The organism is Acinetobacter sp. GD03645, from assembly GCF_029845285.1.
In the GTDB taxonomy this organism is placed as follows: domain Bacteria; phylum Pseudomonadota; class Gammaproteobacteria; order Pseudomonadales; family Moraxellaceae; genus Acinetobacter; species Acinetobacter corruptisaponis.
The window spans coordinates 129,993-153,708 of the sequence record NZ_JAOCLL010000009.1; the positions used below are offsets into that span (position 1 = coordinate 129,993).

At 42.4% G+C, this 23,716-nt stretch carries 13 protein-coding genes; 8 read left to right on the forward strand and 5 right to left on the reverse strand.

Going from position 1 to position 23,716, the window contains the following annotated elements; genetic code table 11:
• Window positions 1-3: 3 nt before the first annotated feature.
• The 8 genes from N5J47_RS09285 to N5J47_RS09320 all read left to right on the forward strand — a co-directional run bounded on the left by N5J47_RS09285 (window position 4) and on the right by N5J47_RS09320 (window position 19,245).
• Window positions 4-2,652, forward strand: coding sequence for a hypothetical protein (locus N5J47_RS09285; RefSeq protein WP_279959665.1), 2,649 nt, complete (start codon window positions 4-6; stop codon window positions 2,650-2,652).
• Between the two features lie 19 nt (window positions 2,653-2,671).
• Window positions 2,672-6,742, forward strand: coding sequence for a hypothetical protein (locus tag N5J47_RS09290; RefSeq protein WP_279959666.1), 4,071 nt, complete (start codon window positions 2,672-2,674; stop codon window positions 6,740-6,742).
• Between the two features lie 234 nt (window positions 6,743-6,976).
• Entirely contained in the window at window positions 6,977-7,474 is a 498-nt protein-coding gene (locus tag N5J47_RS09295; protein WP_279959667.1) for a hypothetical protein, read from the forward strand.
• A 29-nt stretch (window positions 7,475-7,503) separates the two neighbouring features.
• The gene (locus tag N5J47_RS09300; protein ID WP_279959668.1) at window positions 7,504-10,200 is read left to right on the forward strand and encodes a hypothetical protein; all 2,697 of its coding nucleotides are present in this window, start codon (window positions 7,504-7,506) and stop codon (window positions 10,198-10,200) included.
• Between the two features lie 121 nt (window positions 10,201-10,321).
• Complete coding sequence (locus tag N5J47_RS09305; protein WP_279959669.1) at window positions 10,322-16,414, forward strand: SdrD B-like domain-containing protein; 6,093 nt, start codon at window positions 10,322-10,324, stop codon at window positions 16,412-16,414.
• Between the two features lie 2 nt (window positions 16,415-16,416).
• The gene (locus N5J47_RS09310; RefSeq protein WP_279959670.1) at window positions 16,417-17,583 is read left to right on the forward strand and encodes an OmpA family protein; all 1,167 of its coding nucleotides are present in this window, start codon (window positions 16,417-16,419) and stop codon (window positions 17,581-17,583) included.
• A gap of 352 nt (window positions 17,584-17,935) precedes the next feature.
• A complete protein-coding gene (modB, locus tag N5J47_RS09315) occupies window positions 17,936-18,631 on the forward strand; it encodes a molybdate ABC transporter permease subunit (RefSeq protein ID WP_279959671.1) in 696 nt (231 codons plus the stop codon).
• A complete protein-coding gene (locus N5J47_RS09320) occupies window positions 18,628-19,245 on the forward strand; it encodes an ATP-binding cassette domain-containing protein (RefSeq protein WP_279959673.1) in 618 nt (205 codons plus the stop codon). Before modB ends, N5J47_RS09320 begins: the two co-directional genes overlap by 4 nt.
• Window positions 19,246-19,268: 23 nt before the next feature.
• Here N5J47_RS09320 and chrA read toward each other — a convergent pair whose 3' ends face one another.
• The 5 genes from chrA to N5J47_RS09345 form a co-directional block, all read right to left on the reverse strand.
• Window positions 19,269-20,612 (reverse strand): chromate efflux transporter, encoded by a 1,344-nt coding sequence (gene chrA, locus N5J47_RS09325; protein WP_279959674.1) that lies wholly within the window; start codon window positions 20,610-20,612, stop codon window positions 19,269-19,271.
• Between the two features lie 141 nt (window positions 20,613-20,753).
• Entirely contained in the window at window positions 20,754-21,038 is a 285-nt protein-coding gene (locus N5J47_RS09330) for a gamma-butyrobetaine hydroxylase-like domain-containing protein (RefSeq protein WP_279959675.1), read from the reverse strand.
• 10 nt (window positions 21,039-21,048) lie between these two features.
• On the reverse strand, window positions 21,049-22,020 hold the full coding sequence (locus N5J47_RS09335; protein ID WP_279959676.1) for a HEAT repeat domain-containing protein: 972 nt from the start codon (window positions 22,018-22,020) through the stop codon (window positions 21,049-21,051).
• Between the two features lie 11 nt (window positions 22,021-22,031).
• Complete coding sequence (locus tag N5J47_RS09340) at window positions 22,032-22,871, reverse strand: ABC transporter ATP-binding protein (RefSeq protein ID WP_279959677.1); 840 nt, start codon at window positions 22,869-22,871, stop codon at window positions 22,032-22,034.
• 1 nt (window position 22,872) lies between these two features.
• The gene (locus N5J47_RS09345) at window positions 22,873-23,715 is read right to left on the reverse strand and encodes an ABC transporter permease (protein WP_279959678.1); all 843 of its coding nucleotides are present in this window, start codon (window positions 23,713-23,715) and stop codon (window positions 22,873-22,875) included.
• Window position 23,716 lies beyond the last annotated feature (1 nt).

Below are 23,716 nucleotides of genomic sequence, written 5' to 3' on the forward strand. Positions count from 1 at the left end.
AGCATGAAGATGATCAATACATTAAATAATAACCGCCCAAAACTGTTTAATTGGGTCCTGACCTTGCTGTGCGTGTTGATGGTCCAGCAATCGGCTTGGGCTGCAACCAACTCGATCATCAGTAATATGGCAGTTGGTGAATATAGTGAAGAGGGTTCAACTGTTGTACAAATGACACGTTCAAATCTTGTTCAAACCACGATTTTGCCTGTGTATTCATTAAATTTGGTGGCAGCCAATAACAAAACAGTAGTGGCAGGACAGACTGTTTATTTTAACCATATCTTAACCAATACCAGTAACGATACAGATCAATATACTTTTGCTGTAAGCAATAATCTTACTGGCGATGATTTTGATTTTGTGAATAGTAGCCTGACGGTTTATCTGGATGCCAATAATGATGGTGTCCCAGATGGATCAGCGATTACAGGTTATACATTGGGTGCAGGTCAGTCAGTTGGACTAATTGTTGCAGCAAGCATACCGAATACGATTACCACAGGAAAAGTTGCAAACTTGACTTTAGCTGTAACATCAATAAATGGTGCAACTGGAACAAACACTAATGTTGACAAGGCAACTGTAACTGATCAGTCCACGTTGATGGTACGTAAAAAATTCTCCCAAACTACTGCTGCAAATGGAGACATTGTCACAATACGTTTGGATTATCAAAATCCAAGTAATGTTGCTACAGGTAATATCACTTTAACGGATACTCTGGATTCAACCTTAACGTATCAATCCAATAGTGGTGAAAACTGGAATGGCACAACCGTCGACCCTGCAACAGGAGCAAATGATCCTACTGGTATTAATTATTATGTAAGTTCTAATGTTGTGACTGCTGTATTGACCAGTATTCCTGCAAATTCGATTGGTTATATTGAATTTAAGGTAAAAATTAATAAAAGTATTGCAGGAAAGATTGAGAATTTTGTCAATGTGACAGGAACAACGACCGACAAAACAAATACAGCAGTTGTAAATGTTGCTCCAGTCTATGCTGTCAAAATGAATGGCAGTGCAAGCAATGTCAATGATAATACTAATACCATTACTGCCAGTGCGGTATCACAGGGCGGTGAACTTAAATTTACCAACTATGTCTGGAATACAGGGAATACCACAGACCGTTTTAACCTCACTTTAACTGGCAGTACATTTCCAGCAGGCAGTCAAATTGAGTTGTATCGTGCGGATGGTGTGACTCCGTTATTGGACAGTAATGGTGATGGCATTCCTGATACAGGATTATTGGCTGCCAATACCAGTGTTCCTGTTGTGGTCAAAGTTCGTTTCCCAAGTAGTTATGCGGTAACCACAAATACAGTTTTTGAAGTTACACCACAAGCACAGTCTGTGAGTGACGGTAGTAAAACCAGTACAATTAAAGATCAGGGTACTTTGACCCTTACTCTTGTTTCACAACTAGTAGATTTAACCAATGCGGATAATACGGGGCAGGGTAATGGTGTGGTTGATAATAATGGTGCTGCTTGGAAAACCTTAACAGTAAAATCCAGTAATAACCCTGTGACTGGTGGGCAGGCAATTTTTCCATTAAGGGTGAAACATACAGGCGTTGGAACAGAGTATTTGCTCAATGCAAATGCCAGCAGTGATTTTTCCAGCCTAACTTTACCCGCAGGTGTAAACCGTGTGCGTTTTTATACATCCACAAATGGTACAAACTGTAGTGGGTTGGGTAATGAAATTGGTAAGACGATTTATTTAAATGATGGAGAAACCCAACTGGTCTGTGCGGTTGTTGAGGTCGATAAAGTTAATAATGACGTCACCGTACCGATTTATTTCCGTGTCATCTCAACCAGCTTTGTCGCTACAGGTAACCCTGCTCAGGACATTATTAAAGATGCCATAACCATTCAAAGTGTAAACTCCAAGCCTCAATTGGAATTTATGCCAGATTTATATGGTCAGGTCGCACCATTAGGCACTGTGGTATATAGCCATCTATTGGTCAATCATAGCGATACAGCTTTTTCTGGCAGTTATGATTTTGTTCTAAGCAATGATCAGTCTGAATTTAATGCCAAACTTTATTATGACGCCAATAATAATGGACAGTTTGATGGTGGTGATACCTTAATTAATCATTTATCAGATTTACCGAGTGGTGGATTGGCATCACGGTCACAAGTCAGGTTGTTTGTTCAGGTGAATAATACTGCTTCAAATAATGTTACCCAATCCAACACAACCATTGTGAATTTAAAAGACTCAGCGAATCAAGTTGTAGCATCTGTTAAGGATGTGACCACCGTGAATAAATCACAGTTAAGTTTAACCAAATTGCAGGCACGTGATTTCAATTGTGATGGTACTGCTGACGAGGCTTATAGTTTAAATAAGCTAAATATTGGCAAACAGGGCAATGGTCAGGGACAGTGTGTCCTCTACAAAGTAACCTTAAATAATTCAGGTCCCACAATCAATAATGTATTTACCTTTAGGGATATGACACCTGCTTATACGGTGTTATCGAAAGTTCCAACCTGTACATCATGTAGTGGCACGACAGCCCCTGCTTTAAATAATGCAGGTGAGCTGACAGGAACATTAAACAGTGTGGTTGGTGGTCAAAGTTACGAATTCAGTTTCGGGGTGCGCTATGTGGGGCAGTAATTCAATGGAAAAATTCAAGATGATGAAACTGGCTAATCATGCTGTTCTAAAACTTTTGATTTTGTTTTTTTCACTGGTCAGTAGCATCAGTATTGCTCAGGCTGCTTATCAGCGTAGTTTTATTAACCTGAGTTTTGAAATTCCTAAAATTGCAAATACTGGTAATGCCTGTCGTGTATATATTGACAGTACTAAGGTTCCTGGTTGGTTAACCACACATCCCTATTACCAAGAAGAGGCTGTAGATTCTTGTACGTATGTCCCAAGTGGAAATGGACAGGTTATGGAACTGTGGTCAGGACCTCGGGGTATTGGGGGGGGAGGCACAGGCAACATGGTTGCTAAAGAAGGAACGCAGTTCGCTGAATTAAATGCCCAATATATTTCAGAAATATCCCAAAATATTTGTTTGGTCAATGGCGAGCAAGTCAATTGGAGATTTAGCCATAATGGACGAAATACCAATCCTGATACCATGAATTTTCGTGCAGGTACGCAACCAGTAGTATCAGTCGCAACTGGTACAACAGGGACGGGTAATATAACGTCATGTAGTGCTGGTACATGTAATCCTGTGCAAAGTAATACTGTACCTGTGGGAAGTACAACTCGATGGGCCGATTATAGCGGAAGCTTTATTTATACTGGTGCAACAGGGCAAACGACCATTGGTTTTCAGTCTACTTCAGGCTCAGGAACTTCAGGGAATTTTTTGGATGGCATTCAGATTGAGGTTAAGCCGATTATTGAATTTACATCTGCTAATTATTCTGTACCCGAAAATGGCGGTGGTGTTCAGCCTGTTCAGGTCATTGTGGTTGGAACTGTGCCACCAGCAGGCATTCCACTGACCTTTACAGTTACTGATGGTACAGCACAGCTAGGTACAGACTATAAAATTAATGGTGGGGTGGCCAATACTTTTACCATTACAATACCCGCTGGTAACTATGGAAGTGGCACACCTTATATCCTGAATGTCCCTGTAGAAATTATCAATGATACAGTCCCTGAACCTGATGAAACTTTTACCGTCACAATTAATCAAAGCAATGCATACCATGTCATGTCTTCAAGTGGTTGTGGTGCATCAGGTAATGGCACGGCAACCTATACAATTATTGATGATGATGCCCCTCAGGATGTGGATGTAAAAATTGAAAAAACTCAGCGTAAAGGAACGGGTGGATCATTTCAATCACAACCTCTAATGGTAAAAACTAATGATATAGTTCAGTATCAGTTAGTGATTACCAATAAAGGAGAACGTGCAATTAGTTCTACAGGGGTGGCTAATTTTCAGGATATCGTTCCAAATAATTTTAATTCAGTTTCTATTGCTGTAGCGGCCACTAAAGGTGGAACAGCAACTGCTTCAGATAAATGTACAGCAAGTTTATCTGGAAACACCTTGTCAGGTACTTTTAGTGGTCCTAAAGGAGCGACTTGTAGCGTTACTATCTCTGCAACAGCAGTGTCAGGCGTTGCCACAAACACGGCAACAGTGAATGCTACTGCAAATAATGATATTTTTCCTAGTGACAACACCAGTAGTGTACAAACAACCATTGCAAGAGCATTGATTTATATAACCAAGTCAAGTATTGGTGGAACAGGTTCATTTGATTTTTCTTTAACAGGTACAAATAAAACCAGTGCGACCGTGATAACGCAAACACCAATTGATCAATATCAGGTTGACGGTGGAACAATATTTTCTGGTCAGCCTTTTGCAGTCACCTCGTCATCAGGGAGTGTAAACATTTCAGAAACAAATGTGGCTGGCTGGTCATTACTGGGTGCAACTTGCCGTGTTCGAAATACTGATGGCACGTCTGGCGCACTTGTTGGCACTGCACCAACATCAGGAACGGGTACAAAAACTTATGCCTTTACCTCCACTGAAATTAACAATAACCCAAATATAAACTGCAATTTTTCCAATATTAAAGTGCCAATTGTCAAAATTGCAAAAGAGTCACGTGGTGGTACAGGCACATTTGCTTTCGTCAACAGTAATTTATCCAGTACATCGACAAATGTGGCAACAACCCCCTCAAGTTCTTCTACCAATATTGGTAAAGGTACCTCTGCTGCTTTAACGGTGAATGACACCTTTTCAAATGTGACGATTAGTGAGCCAACTCTTTTGACGGGTTATGTATTAAAGGATGCGAAATGTACTGATGCCAATAGTTTTATTACAGGAAATATTGGTGAGTTTGGTGATTTAAGCGGGTCAACGCTGACCATTTCATCTGGTCGACTAATTACTGGTGGAGCAGATATTACCTGTACATTTGTTAATAGTACGCCAAGTTTAACAATTAAAAAAATTAGCCGTGGTGGGGTTGGAAAATTTGATTTTACTGCCAGTGCAAATAGCGGAATCTTAAACCATTCCATTACGACAACAGTTGCAGAAACTGAAACATCAGGCATAACCCAATATTTTTCTCCGAGTCTGTCATTAACAAATGTCGTCTTAACTGAATCGGGTATGCCGACAGGATATCGGTTGACCGATGCTGTATGTACGGGTATAGGAGCAAGTTCAGTCACTGTTAATAAAACAAATGGGACAGTCACCTTAGCCAGAACGGGAATTGCAGCAGGGGCAGATATTGTTTGTACCTTAACGAATACACTTACTACGCTCACTTTAATCAAAAAATGGGAAAATGCCTTAGCTGGTGATAGTGCAACCGTGAACAGTGTTGGCTTTACCACAAATGCAACAACAGGACTCTCAGTTGCGGACGCCACGGGAGCAAACTCTACAGCAGGTACACCAATTATTGTTCCGCTGGCCATGCTTGGAACAACAGGAAGTATCATTGAGGCATTTAGCAAAGGCGATGAAAATGAGTATGTGGGAAATCTCGTCTGTACTGGCAACACTACGCCTTTAAATGGCAATAAATTAACGATTAATACAAACGATGCAGCAATTATTTGTACCTTAACCAATAGCCGTAAAGATTTAGTTTTAATATCAGGCAAAGTCTTTAATGATAATGGCGGCAACGTCAGCAATATTGTGGCAAATGCCTATAATGGAATCATTGATGCAAATGAGCAGGGCATTGCTGGCAGTTCGCTTAAACTTGCCAATTGTTCAGGTGTTGACCTCAATGTTGTATCAATAAGCAATGACAATGGGGATTATCGTTTTAAAGTTGAGAAAAGTGTTCTAAGTAACCCATTCTGCATTGTGCAAACCAATTTACCAGAATACACCTCAGTTAGCGGGGTAAGTCCAACAGGAACGTACAGTCGCAATACAGATACGATTACGGTGCCAAAAACCACAGCCACAAGTTATCCAAACAATAATTTTGGTGATGCCAATCTCAATGTGGTTTTAACAGAAGATGGACAACATACTATTACGGTAGGTGAAGTCACCGATTATCCACATCGCTTGACTACACAAGCACCTGTACAACTAACTCAACTTATCCGAAGTTCTTCAAACTCAAATAATGATCAGCCTTGGCAGGCACTGGTTTACCGAGACAGCAACTGTAATGGTGCTGTTGATGCTGGTGAGACAGTATTTGATCCAACGCCATCTGGTACTGTTTTATTACAACCCAATACCGATATCTGTCTTGTGCAACGAGTACTTTCACCCACCAATATTTTTGCTGGTGCCCAGCATATTGGAACGTTACAGGCAAGCTATCAGGTCAGTTCACTTAACATTTCCAGGCAGACCCAACAACGTCAAGACGTGACACTTATTGGCAGTGCAGGGTTGACATTGACAAAAAAAGTACGCGCAGTGACCAGTTGTTCGTCAACTCCATCTGATTCTTTAGGCTTTTTAGTAAATAACCAAGCCACAAAACAACAAAATTTAGAGTATGAGATCACCTATAAAAACAATAGTGTGAAGAACCTACAGAATGTCAAGGTGAAAGATAGTTTACCAACTGGTACTAATTTTGGTGATGTGAGCTGCAGGGTAACACCGAGTGGAAATACTTGTAATGCAACACATTCTGGAGAAGTTCTTGAATGGTCGCTAACAGGTTTGCTAAAACCATCAGCAACAGGAACTCTAAGGTTCTGTGTGATTCAATAAGCAGAAAGTCTGATTAAAAATTAGGTCGAAAAATATGCAGAGATATTGTGGTGAAAAAGATGGTATGGAAGTTGCTTTAGTTTGAAGTAATAGAATATTTTTTTGTAAAAGTATGAAATAATTCAAACAAATTTATTGATTATTGATATACTTTTGTAAAAATGAGTAACGGTTTTTTGAATGGTAAAAAAGCTTACTGTTCAAAAAATAAAAAAGAAGACTAGGAATAATTGAATGGCGTATTTAAACAATATGTACAAGAAATGTTTGCTTGGTACTGCGGTTCTTGTTTTGGCTGGAAGTGTATTCGCCGAGGCTAAAACGACAAAAGAGCCCGTTTCAGTAGAACTCAAAACTTTCCTGATCAGTGCAGGCACTGATGGGAAATCAACTTCAAAGCTGGTGACTAAGGTAAAACCAAATGATGTGATTGAGTATCGGGCAACCTATACCAATAACACCGCTGGGAAAATCAAGAATCTGGCCGCGACTTTACCGATACCTGTAGAAACTCAATTTCTGGCGAAGTCTCAGCCAGAGAATGCTGAAGCAAGTACCGACGGTACACATTTTGCCCCAATGCCTTTAAAACGCAAAGAGGGTAATCAAATGGTGAATGTACCACTGAAAGATTATCGTGCATTGCGTTGGACCATTGCAGAACTTCCAGCTGGAAAGTCTGTGACGGTTTCTGCTCAAACACGCGTAAATAGTGAAAAAACAAGTAATTAATTGGCATTTTACGTATAAGGGGTAAAATAATGTCAAATCGTCTACAACTTACACAGCTAGCAGCTTCCATTGCATTGGTCGCTGGTAGTGCTGCTTTCGTTTCATCTGCACATGCCGCTGCACCAGCCGCTGGTACAAATATCAGTAACATTGCATCTGCAAGCTATACTGATAGCACAGGAAACACTAAAACTGTATCTTCAAATATTGTGACCACCACAGTATTGCCAGTTGCAAGTTTCACGTTGATTGCTGACCGAACAGCAAATGCCAATGCGAACAACCAGGTTTCTTTATCACACACCTTAACCAACACGGGTAACGGTAGTGATACGTTCACGGTAAATGTGGCGGATGTTACCTCTGGTGACCAATATGACTTCAGTAATTTAAAAGTTTATCTTGATGCCAATAAGGATGGTGTTCCTGATAGCCAGACTCCTGTAACAAGTGTTACCTTGGCAGCAGGTGAGTCGGTGAACTTAATTGTTCAGGCAACCACTCCAACAACTCGTGCAGGTGGTGTTGCACTTTCTGCTGGTGATTTGGGTAAATTAACCATCACTGCACAAAGTACTTTAGACAATACACTCACAGCAACAAATACAGACACCGTTAAAATTACCAACGGTGCAGTGATTAGTGTGATTAAATCTGCCAGCGTAACGGCAATTGATGCGACCCAAGCTAGTCCAACCGCTCGTGAAGTTGAATATAAGTTGGTTTACCAAAACACAGGTAACACAACAGCAACTGATGTTACAGTTACGGACTTGTTACCTGCTGGTTTAACTTATGTTGCTAATTCTGCAAAACTTGCTGGCGTGACACAAACTGATGGTGTTGATGCTGATGGTTATAAGTTTGTTGAAACCACTCCAGGATCAGGTAAAGGTACTGTAACCTTAACGATTCCAACTCTAGCACCGAACACTACAGGTACATTAACCTTTAAGGTTCGCGTAGATCAAAATACACCAGCGGGCGTGATCACGAACATTGCAAATGTTGACCCAGATGGTCCATCAGGCCCAGAAGGAAATACGCCATCTAACCCGAATGACGTAAATATCTTAAGCATCAAAAAAGGCACAATCAATGATAGCCAAACTGATGCCTACGCAGATGCGGAGAAAACCTCTGCAACCGCAAAAGATAACCAAATTGTCATTGCTTCAATCAAGCAGGGTGAAGTTGCTGAATTTAGCACTTCAGGTCAAGGTGGCGAGCCAATCGTTATCCATAACACGGGTAATGTGAGTGAAGAGTTTAATATTGCGATTGATAAAGGCACATTACCAGCAGGTAGTATTGTTACCTTGTATCAAGCTGACGGTGTAACGCCATTTGTTTCAACAGGTTCTATCCCAAGTGGTGGTACATACAACCTTGTTGCAAAGGTAACGCTACCAGCAAACTATTCAACATCAACGGCTATTAAGGCGACTTTGACCACAAGTCCTAAGTCTGATGCAACTAAGACAGATACGTTAGATTTGGTGATTAGCCAAGTAACGCCTGCAACAGTTGACTTACATAATGGTGATGCTTCAGATACTACTGGTTCAGTGGCTGGCGCATCTGGTAAGGATACTGGCTTAGATATTGATGTTCGTAGTACCAAACCAAATCAGGCTGTGAATTTCCCACTTCAAATTGATAATGCTGGTGTAACAGGCGATAACTTCAATCTAGGTATTGATCCTGCACATGCATTACCAACAGGTTGGGATGTTAAATTCTATGTGGCTGATGGTAGTGGTAACCCAACAGGCGCACCATTAACCAATACTGGTAATATTAATGGTGGCAGTAACATTAAACTTGTTGCTGTGGTAACGCCTCCTGCGAATGCACCAGCAGGTGACCAACAAGTTTACTTCAAGGTATCTTCACCAGCGACAAACCTAAGTGATGTGATGGTGGACAAGGTTACTGTTCAGGCGGATCGTAAGTTAAGCCTGCAAAATGACCGCATTGGTCAAGTTGCACCAGGTGGTACAGTTGTTTATAAACACACCTTAACCAACACAGGTAACATTGCTGAAGGTGCAACACCAGGTAGCTTACCATTTACCTTGACCAATGACCAATCTGGTAATGGTTGGGTAACCAGCTTGTTTATCGATGTGAATAACGACGGTAACATTGATGCAGGTGATACCCTAGTTACAGGTAGTGATTTGGCAGCGGTAACAGGCGCGATTGCACGTAACGCTTCTGTGAACTTACTCATCAAGGTTCAAGCGCCAAGCAATGCAACCCCTGGAACACCAAGTTCAGTTATCTTCACCATTAACCCAACAACTGTGACTGGTATTGCACACGCAAGTATCTCTAATACTGACTTAACCACAGTGACTGAAGGTCAGGTACGTTTGGTTAAGGATCAGGCTTTGGTTGATTGTACAACAGGCACAGGCGCAACTTATACACAGAACACTGTGAGTGCCAAACCAGGCGAATGTGTGAAATACCGTATTGTTGCGACCAATGAAGGTAATGCAACCGTAACGAATGTGGTGATTAGCGATAATACGCCGTCATACACTACCTTGAAAGCAATCTCAGGTGTGTCTCCACTTGCAACAAGCGCAACATTACAAAACACAGCAAGTTATGTTGATGGCTATACAGGTACTGTTTCAGCAGAACAGTCGCCTTTAGCACCAAATGCAAGTGCAACATTAGAGTTTGTGATTAAAGTGAATCCACTTACACCATAAGCTTTATTCATTCACTTGAAATGAAAACAAATAACTAGAGATGTGAACATTTGCCTAGGCAGGTGTTCATCTCAAATAATTTTTTAAATTTTTTAGACTATTTAGTTGAAGGGTAAGCGCTGTGCTACAACAGAAGCAATCTAACGCATTCCATAACATGACATTCATGTTATCAACGTTGACAGTATCAATATTGTCAGCGCAGTATGGTTATGCAGCGAATATGCCTGAAGTGGGTAGCTCTATCCAAAATATTGCCTATGCAACTTATGTTGCACCCGATGGTAAATCCCAACAATCAGTTTCAAATACCGTCGAAATCAATATTTCTGCTCTTTACGCAATTGCTTTAACTACTCCACCAGTTCAGGAAATTGAACCAAGTACACGTGTTATTTGGGCAAATACCTTAGTCAACAATAGTAATGCTCCTGTCAATGTACAGCTAGAAGCGTTAACAATAAATGAACTAAGCAATGTTAAAATTTATGTAGATACCAATAAAAACGGTCAATTCGACACCGATGATCAACAACTGACAACCACTGTTGCCTTGGCGGTAGGCCAGAGCGTTCATTTGTGGGTCGTTGCAACAGCGAGTGCGACCCTGACCGAGAGTCAGCAGTTAAATTTACCGTTAAAAGCAACACTTGTTGAAGACAACAGTGTAATAGCAACGGCTACAGATAGTGCCATCAGCTATGGACCACAACTGGTTGCAACCAAAGAGGTTGCCCAGAAAACTTTTGAGCCATCAGCCAATGCCAGCTATGACCTTAACTATACCTTGGCCATAACCAATCAGGGTAAAAAAGCGGCAAGACCAGTGGATGTGATGATCGATGGTCAGGCACAGAAAATGGTGCTTTTAGTTGATGATCTGCCTGCCAATACAACATTTAAGTCTGCACAGTTAAAAAATACGCAGGCCAAGGTTTTGTATAAGCAAACAGGCAATAACTATACAACGACCTTGCCAGGTGACTTAAGCAAGGTTGATCAATTGGTGGTTGGCTTTCCACAAATAGACGCCAATACAACTGAACAAGTCGATCTTACGGTTACAATGAACCGTAACATTGCCAAAACAACGGTTAAAAATACCTATAAAGTTTCGTATGCAACCACAAATAGCCAAAAAGAGGTATTGTCTAATCCTGCTTTAACCGTGGTAGGTGGTCTCGCAGCGATTAATAATAAATCTGGTGATTTCCAAAATGTCTTGACTACAGGCAGCGTGAATAAACCACTTTATCTTGAAGCGCAAAATGCCAGCTGTAATGCGGACCGTTATACTGCGGACAAGGTAAAGATTAAAATTAAATCAGTCAAAACAGGTGATCTTGAAGAGGTCATTGGTGTAGAAACTGGCCCGAATACAGGCGTATTCCATTACACGCTACCAACCGCATTTGCAGATGTAGGTGTTGCTTATGATTCATTATTACAAACAGTCAAACGCGATCAAGTACAAGTTAGCCTGACGGACTGTCTGGATGCGCAGGGTAATTCAACCCAGACATTTACCGATATTAGTACTCAGGTACTTATGGATCCATATGGAACAGTGTTTGATGCCAAGACAGGTTTACCTGTGGCAGGGGCAACCATAACCTTATTAGACCAGAATGGCCAGCCAATTGCGGACAATGTTGCATACAAACTTGATGAGCAGACTGGAGAACTGGTTACAATTCCAGCCAAGCAGGTCACCAATAGCGAGGGTGAATTTATTTATCCCCTTGTTAAAGCAGGAACCTACAGTTTTGTTGTGGATACAACCACAATTCCTGGAAATACACGTTATAGCTTTGTCAGTGATAAATCGGTTTATCCAAGTTTCCCTGCGGATAAGGCTGTTGATCTGGAATGGTCTTATGCTGGCAAATTTACCTTAAATAATGGTGATCCAGCACTAAATATCGATATTCCAATTGATCCTGATTTGGCTGTGCCAACCTCGCCGTTATTTGTACAAAAAGTTGCGACCAATAAAAATTCGGAAATTGGTGAGTTTGAAGAATATACCGTGACGGTTGCCAATCGTGGCACGGTGGATTCCAAAGATGTTTCGATTACCGATACCCTGCCTAGAGGCTTTATCTATGTTCAGGGTTCTATGCGTGTCGATGGCACCAAGGTTGCTGATCCATTGGGTGGAAAAGGTCCTTATTTGAAACTGGGTTTAGGTACACTAACGCCAAGTAAGGAAGTTAAGGTTCAGTATCGCGTCTATATTGGTCCAAATGCCTTGAATGGTGATGGCATTAACCGTGTTCGGGCAAAAGATGGTCAGGGAGTCGAATCAAACGAAGCATCTGCAAAAGTAGAAGTAACGCCTGGCGCAATGATCTCTGATGGTTTTATTGTCGGTAAGATTTTTACTGACTGTAACCGTAACGGGGTACAGGATGCAGGTGAAGTCGGTGTGCCAGGTGTGCGTATTTACCTTGAAGATGGTAGCTATGTGGTGACTGACAGTGAAGGTAAATATGATTTTTATGGGATCAGTGCCAAAACCCACGTCTTAAAGGTTGATCGTACCAGTTTGCCAGTTGATTCTGAGTTGGTGTTAATTGGCAATCGTCAGGCAGGTGATCCGAATAGCCGTTTTGTGGATTTAAAACGTGGTGAACTACATCGTGCCGATTTTGCAATTGCCAATGGTACAGGACAATGTTCGCAAGCCTTATTGCAGCAGATAGCAGAACGTAAAAAACGCATTGAACAGGACAACACCAATTTAGAACAGGTGTTACGTTCAGACCTTACAATTGATCCAGTTTTTTCCAAAATTACCGATGTTAAAGGTCAGCCAGCAAGTGGTTGTATCTCGGCACAGGGAATCAGGGCCAATTGTAACCTTGATTTTTCCAAGGAACAGGTTAAGGAACTGAAAGAGGTTACTTTTGAACCAGAAAAATCTGGCGTTGCTTCTTCAGTTGCCTTGCCACTGAATGAAACATTGGCAGCAACTGAGAGTGTGCCAGCCGAATCCACTCAAGCTGCGAAAATGCTTAGTCTGGAAACAGTGCTGGAAAATGCTGCCAATAATCAGCTAGAAATTATCAACTTAAAAGATGGGCAGCTTCTTGGTTATGCCCAAACAGCGGTTCAGGTTAAGGGTGCTGCTGGCACACAACTACAACTGTGGGTAAATGGCACACAGGTTTCTGAGAAACGAATTGGTAAGCGCGCAATATTGCCTGACCTACAGGTTGCAGGTCTGGATTTTATCGGTGTCGATCTTGCTGTGGGTAAAAACAGTATTGAAGTTCGTCAAGTCGACATGATGGGCAATGTTCGGGATAGCAAACAGGTCAATGTGATTGTCCCTGACCAAATGGATAAGCTGTTACTTGAGTCAGCCAAAGTACAACCGCAAGCCAACGGCCGTGATTATTTTAACGTGACCATGAAAATTGTTGACCGTAATGGCACATTGGTTTCTAGCCGTACGCCTGTTACGCTCGACAGCTCGATTGGTAAAATTGAGTTGACTGACCTGGACCCAAAACAACCTGGTATTCAGGTCTTTGTTGAGGGCGGTACGCTTGTTGTACCAATACAGGCGCCAATCGAGGCAGGGGAAGGAACGCTGTCGGTTGAAAGTGGTATTTTCCATAGCAGTACACCAATACGTTTCTTACCTGATCTACGTCCGATTATCGCAGTTGGTTTGGTGGAAGGATCAATTAACTTTAAGAAATTTGATCCGAAACAGTTAAGTAATGTCCGTTCGCAGGATGGATTTGAGGAAGAACTGCAAGAGATTTCATCATCGGACAATGGCAAAAGCAATGTGACAGGGCGTGCAGCCATGTTCCTGAAAGGTAAAGTCAAGGGTGAATATCTACTGACTCTTGCCTATGATTCTGACAAGGATAAAAATCAGCGTCTGTTCCGTGATATTCGTCCAGATGAATATTATCCAGTTTATGGTGACTCGGCAGCGAAAGGTTTTGATGCACAAACAACCAGTAAGCTCTACGTGCGTGTGGATAAAGGCCGTTCTTATGCCATGTACGGTGATTATGTTACACGTACCGAAAATGATGAGGGCCTGGCTTTAGGTCAATATAGCCGTTCATTAACAGGTGTTCGTGGAGCTGTCGAAACAGACCGCTATAAAGTAACGGCCTTTGCTGCGCAGACCAATACGCAACAGGTGACCAATGAACAACGTGCCATGGGGATTTCGGGTCCTTATAGCATGGGCAATGTCAATACCGATGATGTGCTTGCCAATAGTGAAAAAGTTGAGGTGGTTACCCGTGACCGCAATAATCCAGGCCTGATCATTTCGCGTAGCACTTTGGCACGTTTTACTGATTATGAAGTGGATACCTTTAGCAACAGCATTTACTTAAAAGATCCTGTACCAAGTGTCGATGCTGACCTGAATCCAGTCTATCTGCGTATTACAGTGGAATCTGATCAGGGTGGGGATGAATACACGGTTGGTGGTGTTACAGGCTCGGTGAAGCTGCTTGATCAGGTGAAAGTGGGTGGGGCGTATGTAAAAAGCAATAATCCACTGACGCAGGACCAGTTGGCCAGTGTCAATACCGTGGTGAAATTTGCCGACAAGGGTAAATTGATTGCTGAGTTTGCCCGTTCTGAAAATATTAATGACGGTTTAAACTCTTTAACACAGATTAACACCACACCAGATGCAACAGGTAAATTGTCGGGGAATGCGGCTCGCGTTGAACTGAACTATGCCTATAAGAATATGGAGCTGAAAACCTACCATAATCAGGCAGATACAGGATTCTATAACACTGCGGCACCAATCACTGCTGGACGTAAGGAAAGTGGTATAAAAGGGCGTGCGCAACTGGGTAAGATCGGTTTGGCAAAACTGGAGGCTATCCGTACTGAAGATTTGCAAAGTGGTGTCAATCAAGGTGTTTCTGCCAGTATTGAACGTGCGATCAGCCGTATTGTGGCAGTTGAGCTGGGCCTGAAATATTATGATGAGTCTGAGAATCCAGCACTGTTGGGGGCTTCACAAACAGCGCCGTATCATGGTTTAACCGCACGTACAAAAATCACCACACAGCTTCCTTGGCAGGGTTCAAATGTCTTTGCTGAATATGAGCAGGATGTTTCCGAAGCTGAGCGCCGTATTTTTGCCTTGGGTGCGAATTACCAGATTAATTCAAAACTACGTGCCTATGGTCGCCATGAGTTGGTGTCCAGTATTCAGGGACTGTATGACCTAAATAACAATCAGCGTCGTAATGTCACAGTGTTTGGTCTGGATAGCAAATATAACAATAATGGCACAGCGTTTAGTGAATATCGTGTTCGTGATGGTATCAGCGCTCGTGAAGCTGAAGCTGCAATCGGTTTACGTAACCGTTGGGAACTGGAAAAAGGCTTCTATGCAACCACCAGTTTTGAACAGGTGAAGTCATTGTCAAAAGCAGATACCGATAACCAAAATTCAGATAACACTGCTGCATCTTTAGGTGTGGAATATCTGGCCAATCCAAACTGGAAAGCTGTTGCGAGAATTGAAGCACGTTGGGCTGACCAGTCTGACACCATCCTGAATAATCTGGGGATTGCCTACAAATATTCTGATGACGTGACTTTATTGGCGAAAAATGTAGTTAGCCTGACTGACAGTAAGAATGAAAACAGTGGTGATCGCCTGGTTGATCGTTTCCAGGTGGGTGCTGCCTACCGTGACACTGAGCACAATCGTTTTGATGCGCTGACCAAGGTGGAATACCGCTATGACAGTAACAAGTCAGATTTAAATAATCCATACCTAAAGCATGTCTATATTTTCTCAAATCACTTGAATTATCATCCAGGTCGCGATATTACCCTTTCAGGCCAATATGCGGTTAAAAATGTGGACACCACGTTCTCTGGTTTGGAGTCAAGTGGTATGACACATATGCTCAGTGGTCGGGCAATGTATGACATCAATGAACGTTGGGATGCGGGTGTTCATACAGGTGTGTTATGGTCGAATATGAGTTCGGGCCGCCGTATTTTGGTTGGGGGTGAGGTGGGCTATTTGCTGGCTGCAAACCTCTGGTTATCAGGTGGTTATAACTTCTCTGGCTATAAAGATGATGATCTGGTGGATAGTGACACAACTATTCAGGGCGCATATGTACGCTTTAGATTCAAGTTTGATGAGAACCTGTTTTCTCGCAACAATTCTACCGTGAACGCTTCAAGAGAACCATAAAGATGAAATATGTCACACCTGCCTTGCGTCAATTTTATCGTGGTGCTGCAACTGTTGCGGTTTGCTGGAGCGTAATGGTTTGGGCAGAAAATCCTGATCAGTTGGCTGCACCTGTTATGGCACAAGATTCTCCAGATACTACAGCCCAGTCAGGTATTTATAATCCAAAAGATCAACAGGTTGCTGCCTTGCAGACACGTCTCGTTCCTTTTTTGAATGAACAGGGAATTGAACGTTATCATGCTGCCAAAGCAGCCGCATGGTTGACTTATGCAGCCCATGAGGGAAGTGAAAAAAGTGCAACGGTTGCGCGAAAGGAGGCCCTTGCTCAGGCGGAAATGATTATAGCGGCATTGGAGCAGGGTCAGGCTAAGCAGTTAAGTTTAACCACACCGATTCTGTCTACCTCAAGTGTAATGCGTCGGGATTTATGGGCAAATGCTGAATTATTGAAACAGCATGCAGGTTTTTCCTGTGCCCAGTCTCAGATTGCACAGGCAGAGGTGATGCTAGTCTGGGCAGCCGCTGAACATTGTGAGTTGGGCTGGCGACATTCACGGGAACTGTTTTTATCAGCACAGCGCTTAATTGATCAGGCAAATAGTCGGGCGTTTAGTTGCAGTGCAGATGTTCCTCAACAGCTTCCGAAAATTAGTTATCCATCTTTACAGGAACTGAATGGCAGTGAGCAGGGATGTCATGGTGTTGCAGGGCCTTGGCCGATTTGGTCGCCGCAACAAAAAACAGTAATCTCTGAAAATAGGCAGGTTGCTGATCAACCTGTGCCGAACGTTGTGCATTTTGCTTTGGATCAGGCGGTTTTATCGCAAGATTCCATCAATGTACTCAATCAGATTGTAAACTTCCTAACAGCACATCCAGCTTACACCTTGACACTGTATGGATTTACCGATCAGCAGGCAAATGAACAATATAATTTAAAACTGTCCTTGCGTCGTGCGCAGGCAGTATCTCAATATCTAACTCAGCAAGGTGTTGCCCTAAATCGTATTGCGACAGAGGCAAAAGGTAAGACCCAGCTGATTGAAAATGAAAACCCGAAAATGGGGCGTGCCCTAAGTCGTCGGGTGGAATTGGTTTATGTTGATCCTGAGGGTAAGGAAATTCAAACCATTCGACAAAATCAGGATATTCAGCTAGAGCGCTAAAGTTTTTAAGCTTGCGGTAATAGTTGCTATTGCTAATAATTCTTCTAACTAATTTGGTATAAATATTGCTGACTTAAAACGATTTAAGTTGGCTGAATAACAATTTTGTTTGGGTCAAAAAAGTATTCATGATGATCGCTTTTGATTAAGGTATTCTGTATAACTGTATTATTCGCTATATTTGTGGAAATATAGCGAAGCTTGAAGATAAAGCAGTCTGGATTAGCTATGCTAGCTGATGTAATGAGGAATGTTTTAGTGGAAAAAATTTGAATTTATAAAATTCTCCAAGTTTTTGGAAAATGGACAGATCGAATCGTCTTTAGAAAATATGGCTAGCGTATTGTAATAAATGGTAATGTTTACTCCTGAAGAGTTGGAAGTACTGAAACTGTCATGCAAAGTGGCAGCAAGTTGTCTTATTTTTAGTTTGGTTCCTGCGACCTTGATTGCATGGATATTGGCGAGAAAGGAATTCTGGGGTAAATCCCTGTTTGAAACTTTGGTGTTTCTGCCTTTGGTTTTACCACCTGTAGTGCCTGGTTATTTGCTGCTACAGGTATTTGGCAATCGGGGTATTTTAGGTCAATATCTTGCGCCGTTGGGGTTGGAATTTGCCTTTAACTGGAAAGGCGCGGTATTGGCATCCGCAGTGATGGGATTTACTTTATTGGTGCAATCCGTACGTCTAGCGATTGAACTGGTTGATCAACGTCTGGAAATGGCAGCCAAAACGTTGGGTGCATCTTCCTTTGGGGCGTTTATACAGGTGACATTGCCGCTTGCAAGTAGTGGGATTTTAGTTGGCAGTATTTTATGTTTTTGCCGTAGCTTAGGCGAGTTTGGTGCAACCATCACTTTTGTTGGCAATATTGCTGGTGAAACCCGTACTTTGCCGTTGGCCATGTATAGCTTGATGCAGCAGCCTGATACCGAAACGGCAGTATGGCGATTGATTATCCTGTCTTTATCGGTAGCATTTTTTGCCTTATGGTTTGCACAGTGGTTCAATCGCTACCAGAAAAATAAGCGTGGGTATTCAGCATGATTGATTGTTATATACAGCTACAACAAGGGCAATTCTCTTTGGATCAACGCTTTCAATCTGATCAATCGGTGATTGGTTTATTTGGGGCTTCTGGTTCGGGGAAAACCACCATATTACACAGCATAGCAGGTTTAATCCGACCACAATCGGGGTGGATTAAAATCCAGAACCAGACTTGGTTCGATCAAGGTCAGAACATTTATCTCAGTACGCAACAGCGTCGCGTAGGTTTGGTCTTTCAGGACGCTCAGCTATTCCCACATAAAAATGTCAAACAGAATTTACTGTTTGGTTTTAAGCATATTGCACCGCAGCAACGAAAATTTGAGCTGGACTATATAATTGAATTGCTCAAGCTGGAGCATCTGGTTGAGCGGATGCCGATTAAGCTCTCTGGAGGCGAAAAACAGCGAGTGGCTTTAGGTCGAGCGTTGCTGTACTCGCCACAATTGCTGCTTCTCGATGAGCCACTATCTGCACTAGATACGGCGCATAAAGCCGAGATCATTCCTTTTTTTCAACGCGTCAAACAAGATATTAAAATTCCGATGCTCTATGTCAGTCATGATCAATCTGAAATAAAACAACTGAGTGACACAATCTGGTACTTATAATTGCTTAAGTTGTGTATACATGTTTAACCACTCATATAGAGGATTAAACCACAAAAGGCCGAAGCAAAAATCACATACACCACATTGAGCTGAAATTTGAATAGTGCAATAAATGCAGCCAAAGTAATAAATGCCGCTTCATAATTAAAAGGGTGATGAAAGCCGTTTGGCCAGAGCACATGATAACTAAAGAACAAGGCAAGATTGAGAATGACACCGACCACAGCAGCAGTAATGGCGGCAAGTGGCGCAGTAAATTTCAACTCATTATGAGTGGATTCAATAATTGGCGCACCCACCAGTATAAACACAAAGGAAAACAGGAATGTAAACCAAGTGACAATAACTGCCCCAATTGTCCCAGCTAAAAATAAATGATCAGCACCCAATAATGCATGGTTATATGCGCCCAGAAAGCCAACAAAAGCCACCACCATGATTAGTGGGCCTGGGGTACTTTCACCCAGTGCCAGACCATCAATCATCTGGGTTGGACCCAGCCATGCATAATGATTGACCGCACCTTGATAGACATAGGGTAAAACCGCATACGCACCGCCAAAAGTCAGCAAGGCAGCTTTGGTAAAGAACCATGCCATTTGGGTATAGGCATGTTGCCATCCCAGTCCCAGAGTCAAAACCAGCATTGGAGCAAACCAAAGCAATGCTGCAATGCTCAGGATTTTGGCGAGTCTGGCCCAATGGAAAATTGTATGTGCAGGCGTGGGGGTATCATCATCAATCAGGGCTGCCCCATAACTTTTATGATCATTTTGATGGGAAGCCTGAGCGTTAAATAAATCTGGTTTTTGCTTACTCAGCACATAGCCAGCAATCGCAGCCGCTAAAATGATTAAGGGAAAAGGGGTGTTGAACACAAAGATGGCAATAAACGCAGCCACAGCAATCAACCAAAGATAAGCATTTTTTAGTGAGCGGCTGCCAATGCGATAAGTTGCATGGAATACAATTGCGGTTACGGCAGGTTTAATTCCGTAAAACAGGCCTGCAATAATCGGTAGATCACCAAACTGCACATAAATCCATGACAGGGCAATCAGGATAAACAGGGAGGGTAAAACAAACAGGGTCCCTGCAACGAGACCGCCTGTGGTTCGATGCATTAACCAGCCAATATAGGTGGCGAGTTGTTGTGCTTCAGGACCAGGCAACAACATGCAATAGTTGAGTGCGTGCAAAAATCTTTTTTCAGAAATCCAGCGTTTATTTTCCACAAGTTCCTGATGCATTACCGCTATTTGGCCAGCAGGTCCGCCAAAGCTGATAAACCCCAATTTAAGCCAGAAGCGAAAAGCATCCCAGAAAGAGACAGATTGAATCGGAGGTGTGGTATCTGATGGTTGCATGGAAATTTCCAAAGAATTTATTTTTATAGCGAATGATGAATAGCTGGACTGATTTAACCTCGATATTTTAAGGAGTGAATCATTCAAAATGATGAAATGGCAGAGTTGTTAAAGATATTTTCATCACTTTGAATGTTCTTGTTAAACCATAAGTTCTTTCAAAAAGGCCCACGGAAAAATGCCTTTGTCATGTCCATCATCAAAGCAGATTTGAATGCCGTAGCCTTGTGAGTAAATCGCTGAAATGGCAACATTTTCAGGATACTGAATCTCTTTCTGGCATAAACGAGTGGAACGGCAAAATCCACATGGGCAATGTTTCCTGAGTTGGGTATGGCTAAAATCCTTATGCTCACCATCTTCCCAACTTAGCAATAAACGTTGCTGCTCTACATTGACCTTGATCTCAGTCGGTTCAAGCTGCATTAAGTTTCTCCTAAATCAGAGCTAGTCCGATACGAATAGATTTACGCACTTCTGGGTCAGGGTCTTCTGCATGGGCAAGTAAAATATCCTGTGCCTGTTCGCCACCAATTTCACCCAATGCAATGGCGACTTCCTTACGCAAGTTGCTAATGTCATGCTGGAAATTTTCCTGTAATTTTGCAAGGGCAGATTTGGCTTTCAGTAAGCCCAGACTACGCGTCACTGCAATACGCACTTGCCAATAGCTGTCATCCAGTTGTTGCAACAGGATATTTTCCAGTTCGACTGCTTTCAGCTTACCAATAGTCAATGCTGCTTCGACACGCAATTGCCATTCTTCGGCTATGAGTGAACTCTGCAAAGCTGCCAGTATTTCAGGGCTGAGATTTTGGCTTGCACCTAAGCCACCTGTAGCAATGCGCCGAATTTCGGCATCATGATCATTTTTAGCAATTTCAGCCAAAGCCACCAAACCTTGTTGTTTTTGCAGCCAGCTTAAGGTACTGACCGCTTCCTTACGCACCAAAGGGTTGGCATGCTGAACATGCTGTAAAATATCATCAAATAACTGTTCAGCACGTAATTCCCTGATGGCTCGCAAGATCGAGGCAATGACAAAATCATCCTGATGTTGTAAATAAGCCGCTAAATGCTCAGCAGATTCAGGCTTTTTAATCTCACTGAGACTTTGTGCCGCAGCTAAACGCACATTTTCATGCGCATCTGTGAGTGCTTGCGCTAAAGTGTGTAACGAAGTGGCATCTTCCCAACCCTCTAAACGGGCGGCGGCAAGTTCACGGACTTTGGATGCAGGGTCTTGCAGTACTGAATAATGCAGCCAAGCCAATAATTCAGGCTGTTCTTCATCAGCAATATTCATAATCGCCACAAAGCGAATATTTTCATCGTCCTGATTGAGCTGCAATAAATAGTCCGCATAATCTTCATCAAGATCAGGCAGTGTTGGATAATTTATACTCATTTTTAATCTTCCTAAACGGCTACTTTCTGATTCAGACCCAACGGATTCAGTCGGCTCAGTTCAGCTTGTGTGGCGTGTTTTAATACTTGAATACAATGTTTTTTAATCTGGGTAAATTCAGGCGAAGTGACTAAATCAACATGACGAGGACGGGCAAAATCCAGTTTGATTTCTTCAATAATTCGTCCAGGTCGATGGCTCATGATCAAGACCCGATCTGCCAAAAATAAGGCTTCATCAATATCATGGGTGATAAATAGCACCGAAGTTTGAATGTTCTGCCAAATCTCCAGTAACAGTTCCTGCATCTTTAATCGGGTTTGAGCATCCAATGCACCAAATGGCTCATCCATCAGCAACACACGAGGTTGATTGATTAACACTCTGGCAATCTCGACTCGTTGTTGCATACCGCCTGAAAGTTCGGCAGGGTATTTATGTTCAAAACCTTTGAGCCCGACCAGTTCAATCATGTTTTTGGCTTGTTGTAAGCGTTCTGCTTTGGCAACGCCTTTCATTTTTAAACCAAAGCAGACATTTTCCAGCACGCTTTTCCAAGGGAATAGGGTGTGTTGCTGAAATACCAAACCACGATCAGGAGATGGTTCAGCAATCGGTTGTTGGTCTAGCAACATGGTGCCTGAGCTAATTGGTAAATGTCCCGCCAATGCACCGAGCAAGGTGGATTTACCGCAACCCGATGGCCCCAACAAACATACAAATTCACCTGCCTGAATATCAAAGGACACATGGTCAAGCGCCTGAAAGCGTTGTTTATCTTGTCCTAAATGCAGGTTAATATTTTTTAAATGGATATGTCCGACTGAACCATTTTCAGAGATTGTGCTCATGTTATGCTTTCCTTAACTGATACCACGGAGTGAGTTTCTTGCCGAGATAGCGCAGTAAGGCACTGCTGAGCATCCCTAAAGCCCCGATCAATAACATACCCACGATAATGTCAGCGTAGTTTTGTAGGGTAAAAGATTCCCACGTGAAATAGCCGATGCCCAATTGTCCTGAAATCATTTCCGCTGTGACCAGACAGAACCAACAAGTGCCCATACCAATCGCTAGGCCTGTGGTGATACTCGGCAATGAACCTGGAATAATCACTTCACGTAAAATGGCAAATTGACCTGCACCGAGACTTTTTGCCGATGCAATCAAACGTCGATCAACTGCTTCCACACCATGAATGGTATTGAGCAAAATCGGAAATAACGCCCCTAAAAAGGTAATAAAAATCATCGATGCTTCGGAAGAGGGAAACATTAAAATCGCCAATGGAATCCATGCCACCGCAGGAATCGGGCGTAAAATTTCCAGTGGCGGCATAAAAATCGCTGCAATGGTTTTGGAATAACCAATCAATAACCCTAAAACCACGCCAACAAACGCAGCCAAAACAAAGCCTATTAATACTCGTCCAATACTGGCTTTGACATGGGCAAGGGCAGTATCCAGTTCTGCAAAGGCGATAAATGAACGCACGACATCTAGGGGCGAGGGGACATTGGCAAAATTCACGATGCCCAGATTGATATGGTAATGGGAAAGCAATTGCCACAACACCACGCTTAAAATAATCGAAATCGCACTCAAGCCATAAGAAATCGTCTGTTGTCTGGAAAATTTAAACACAGGGCGGATTGCCTTAGACTGAATCGGTTGGGTGTCCGCTAAACTATTCATA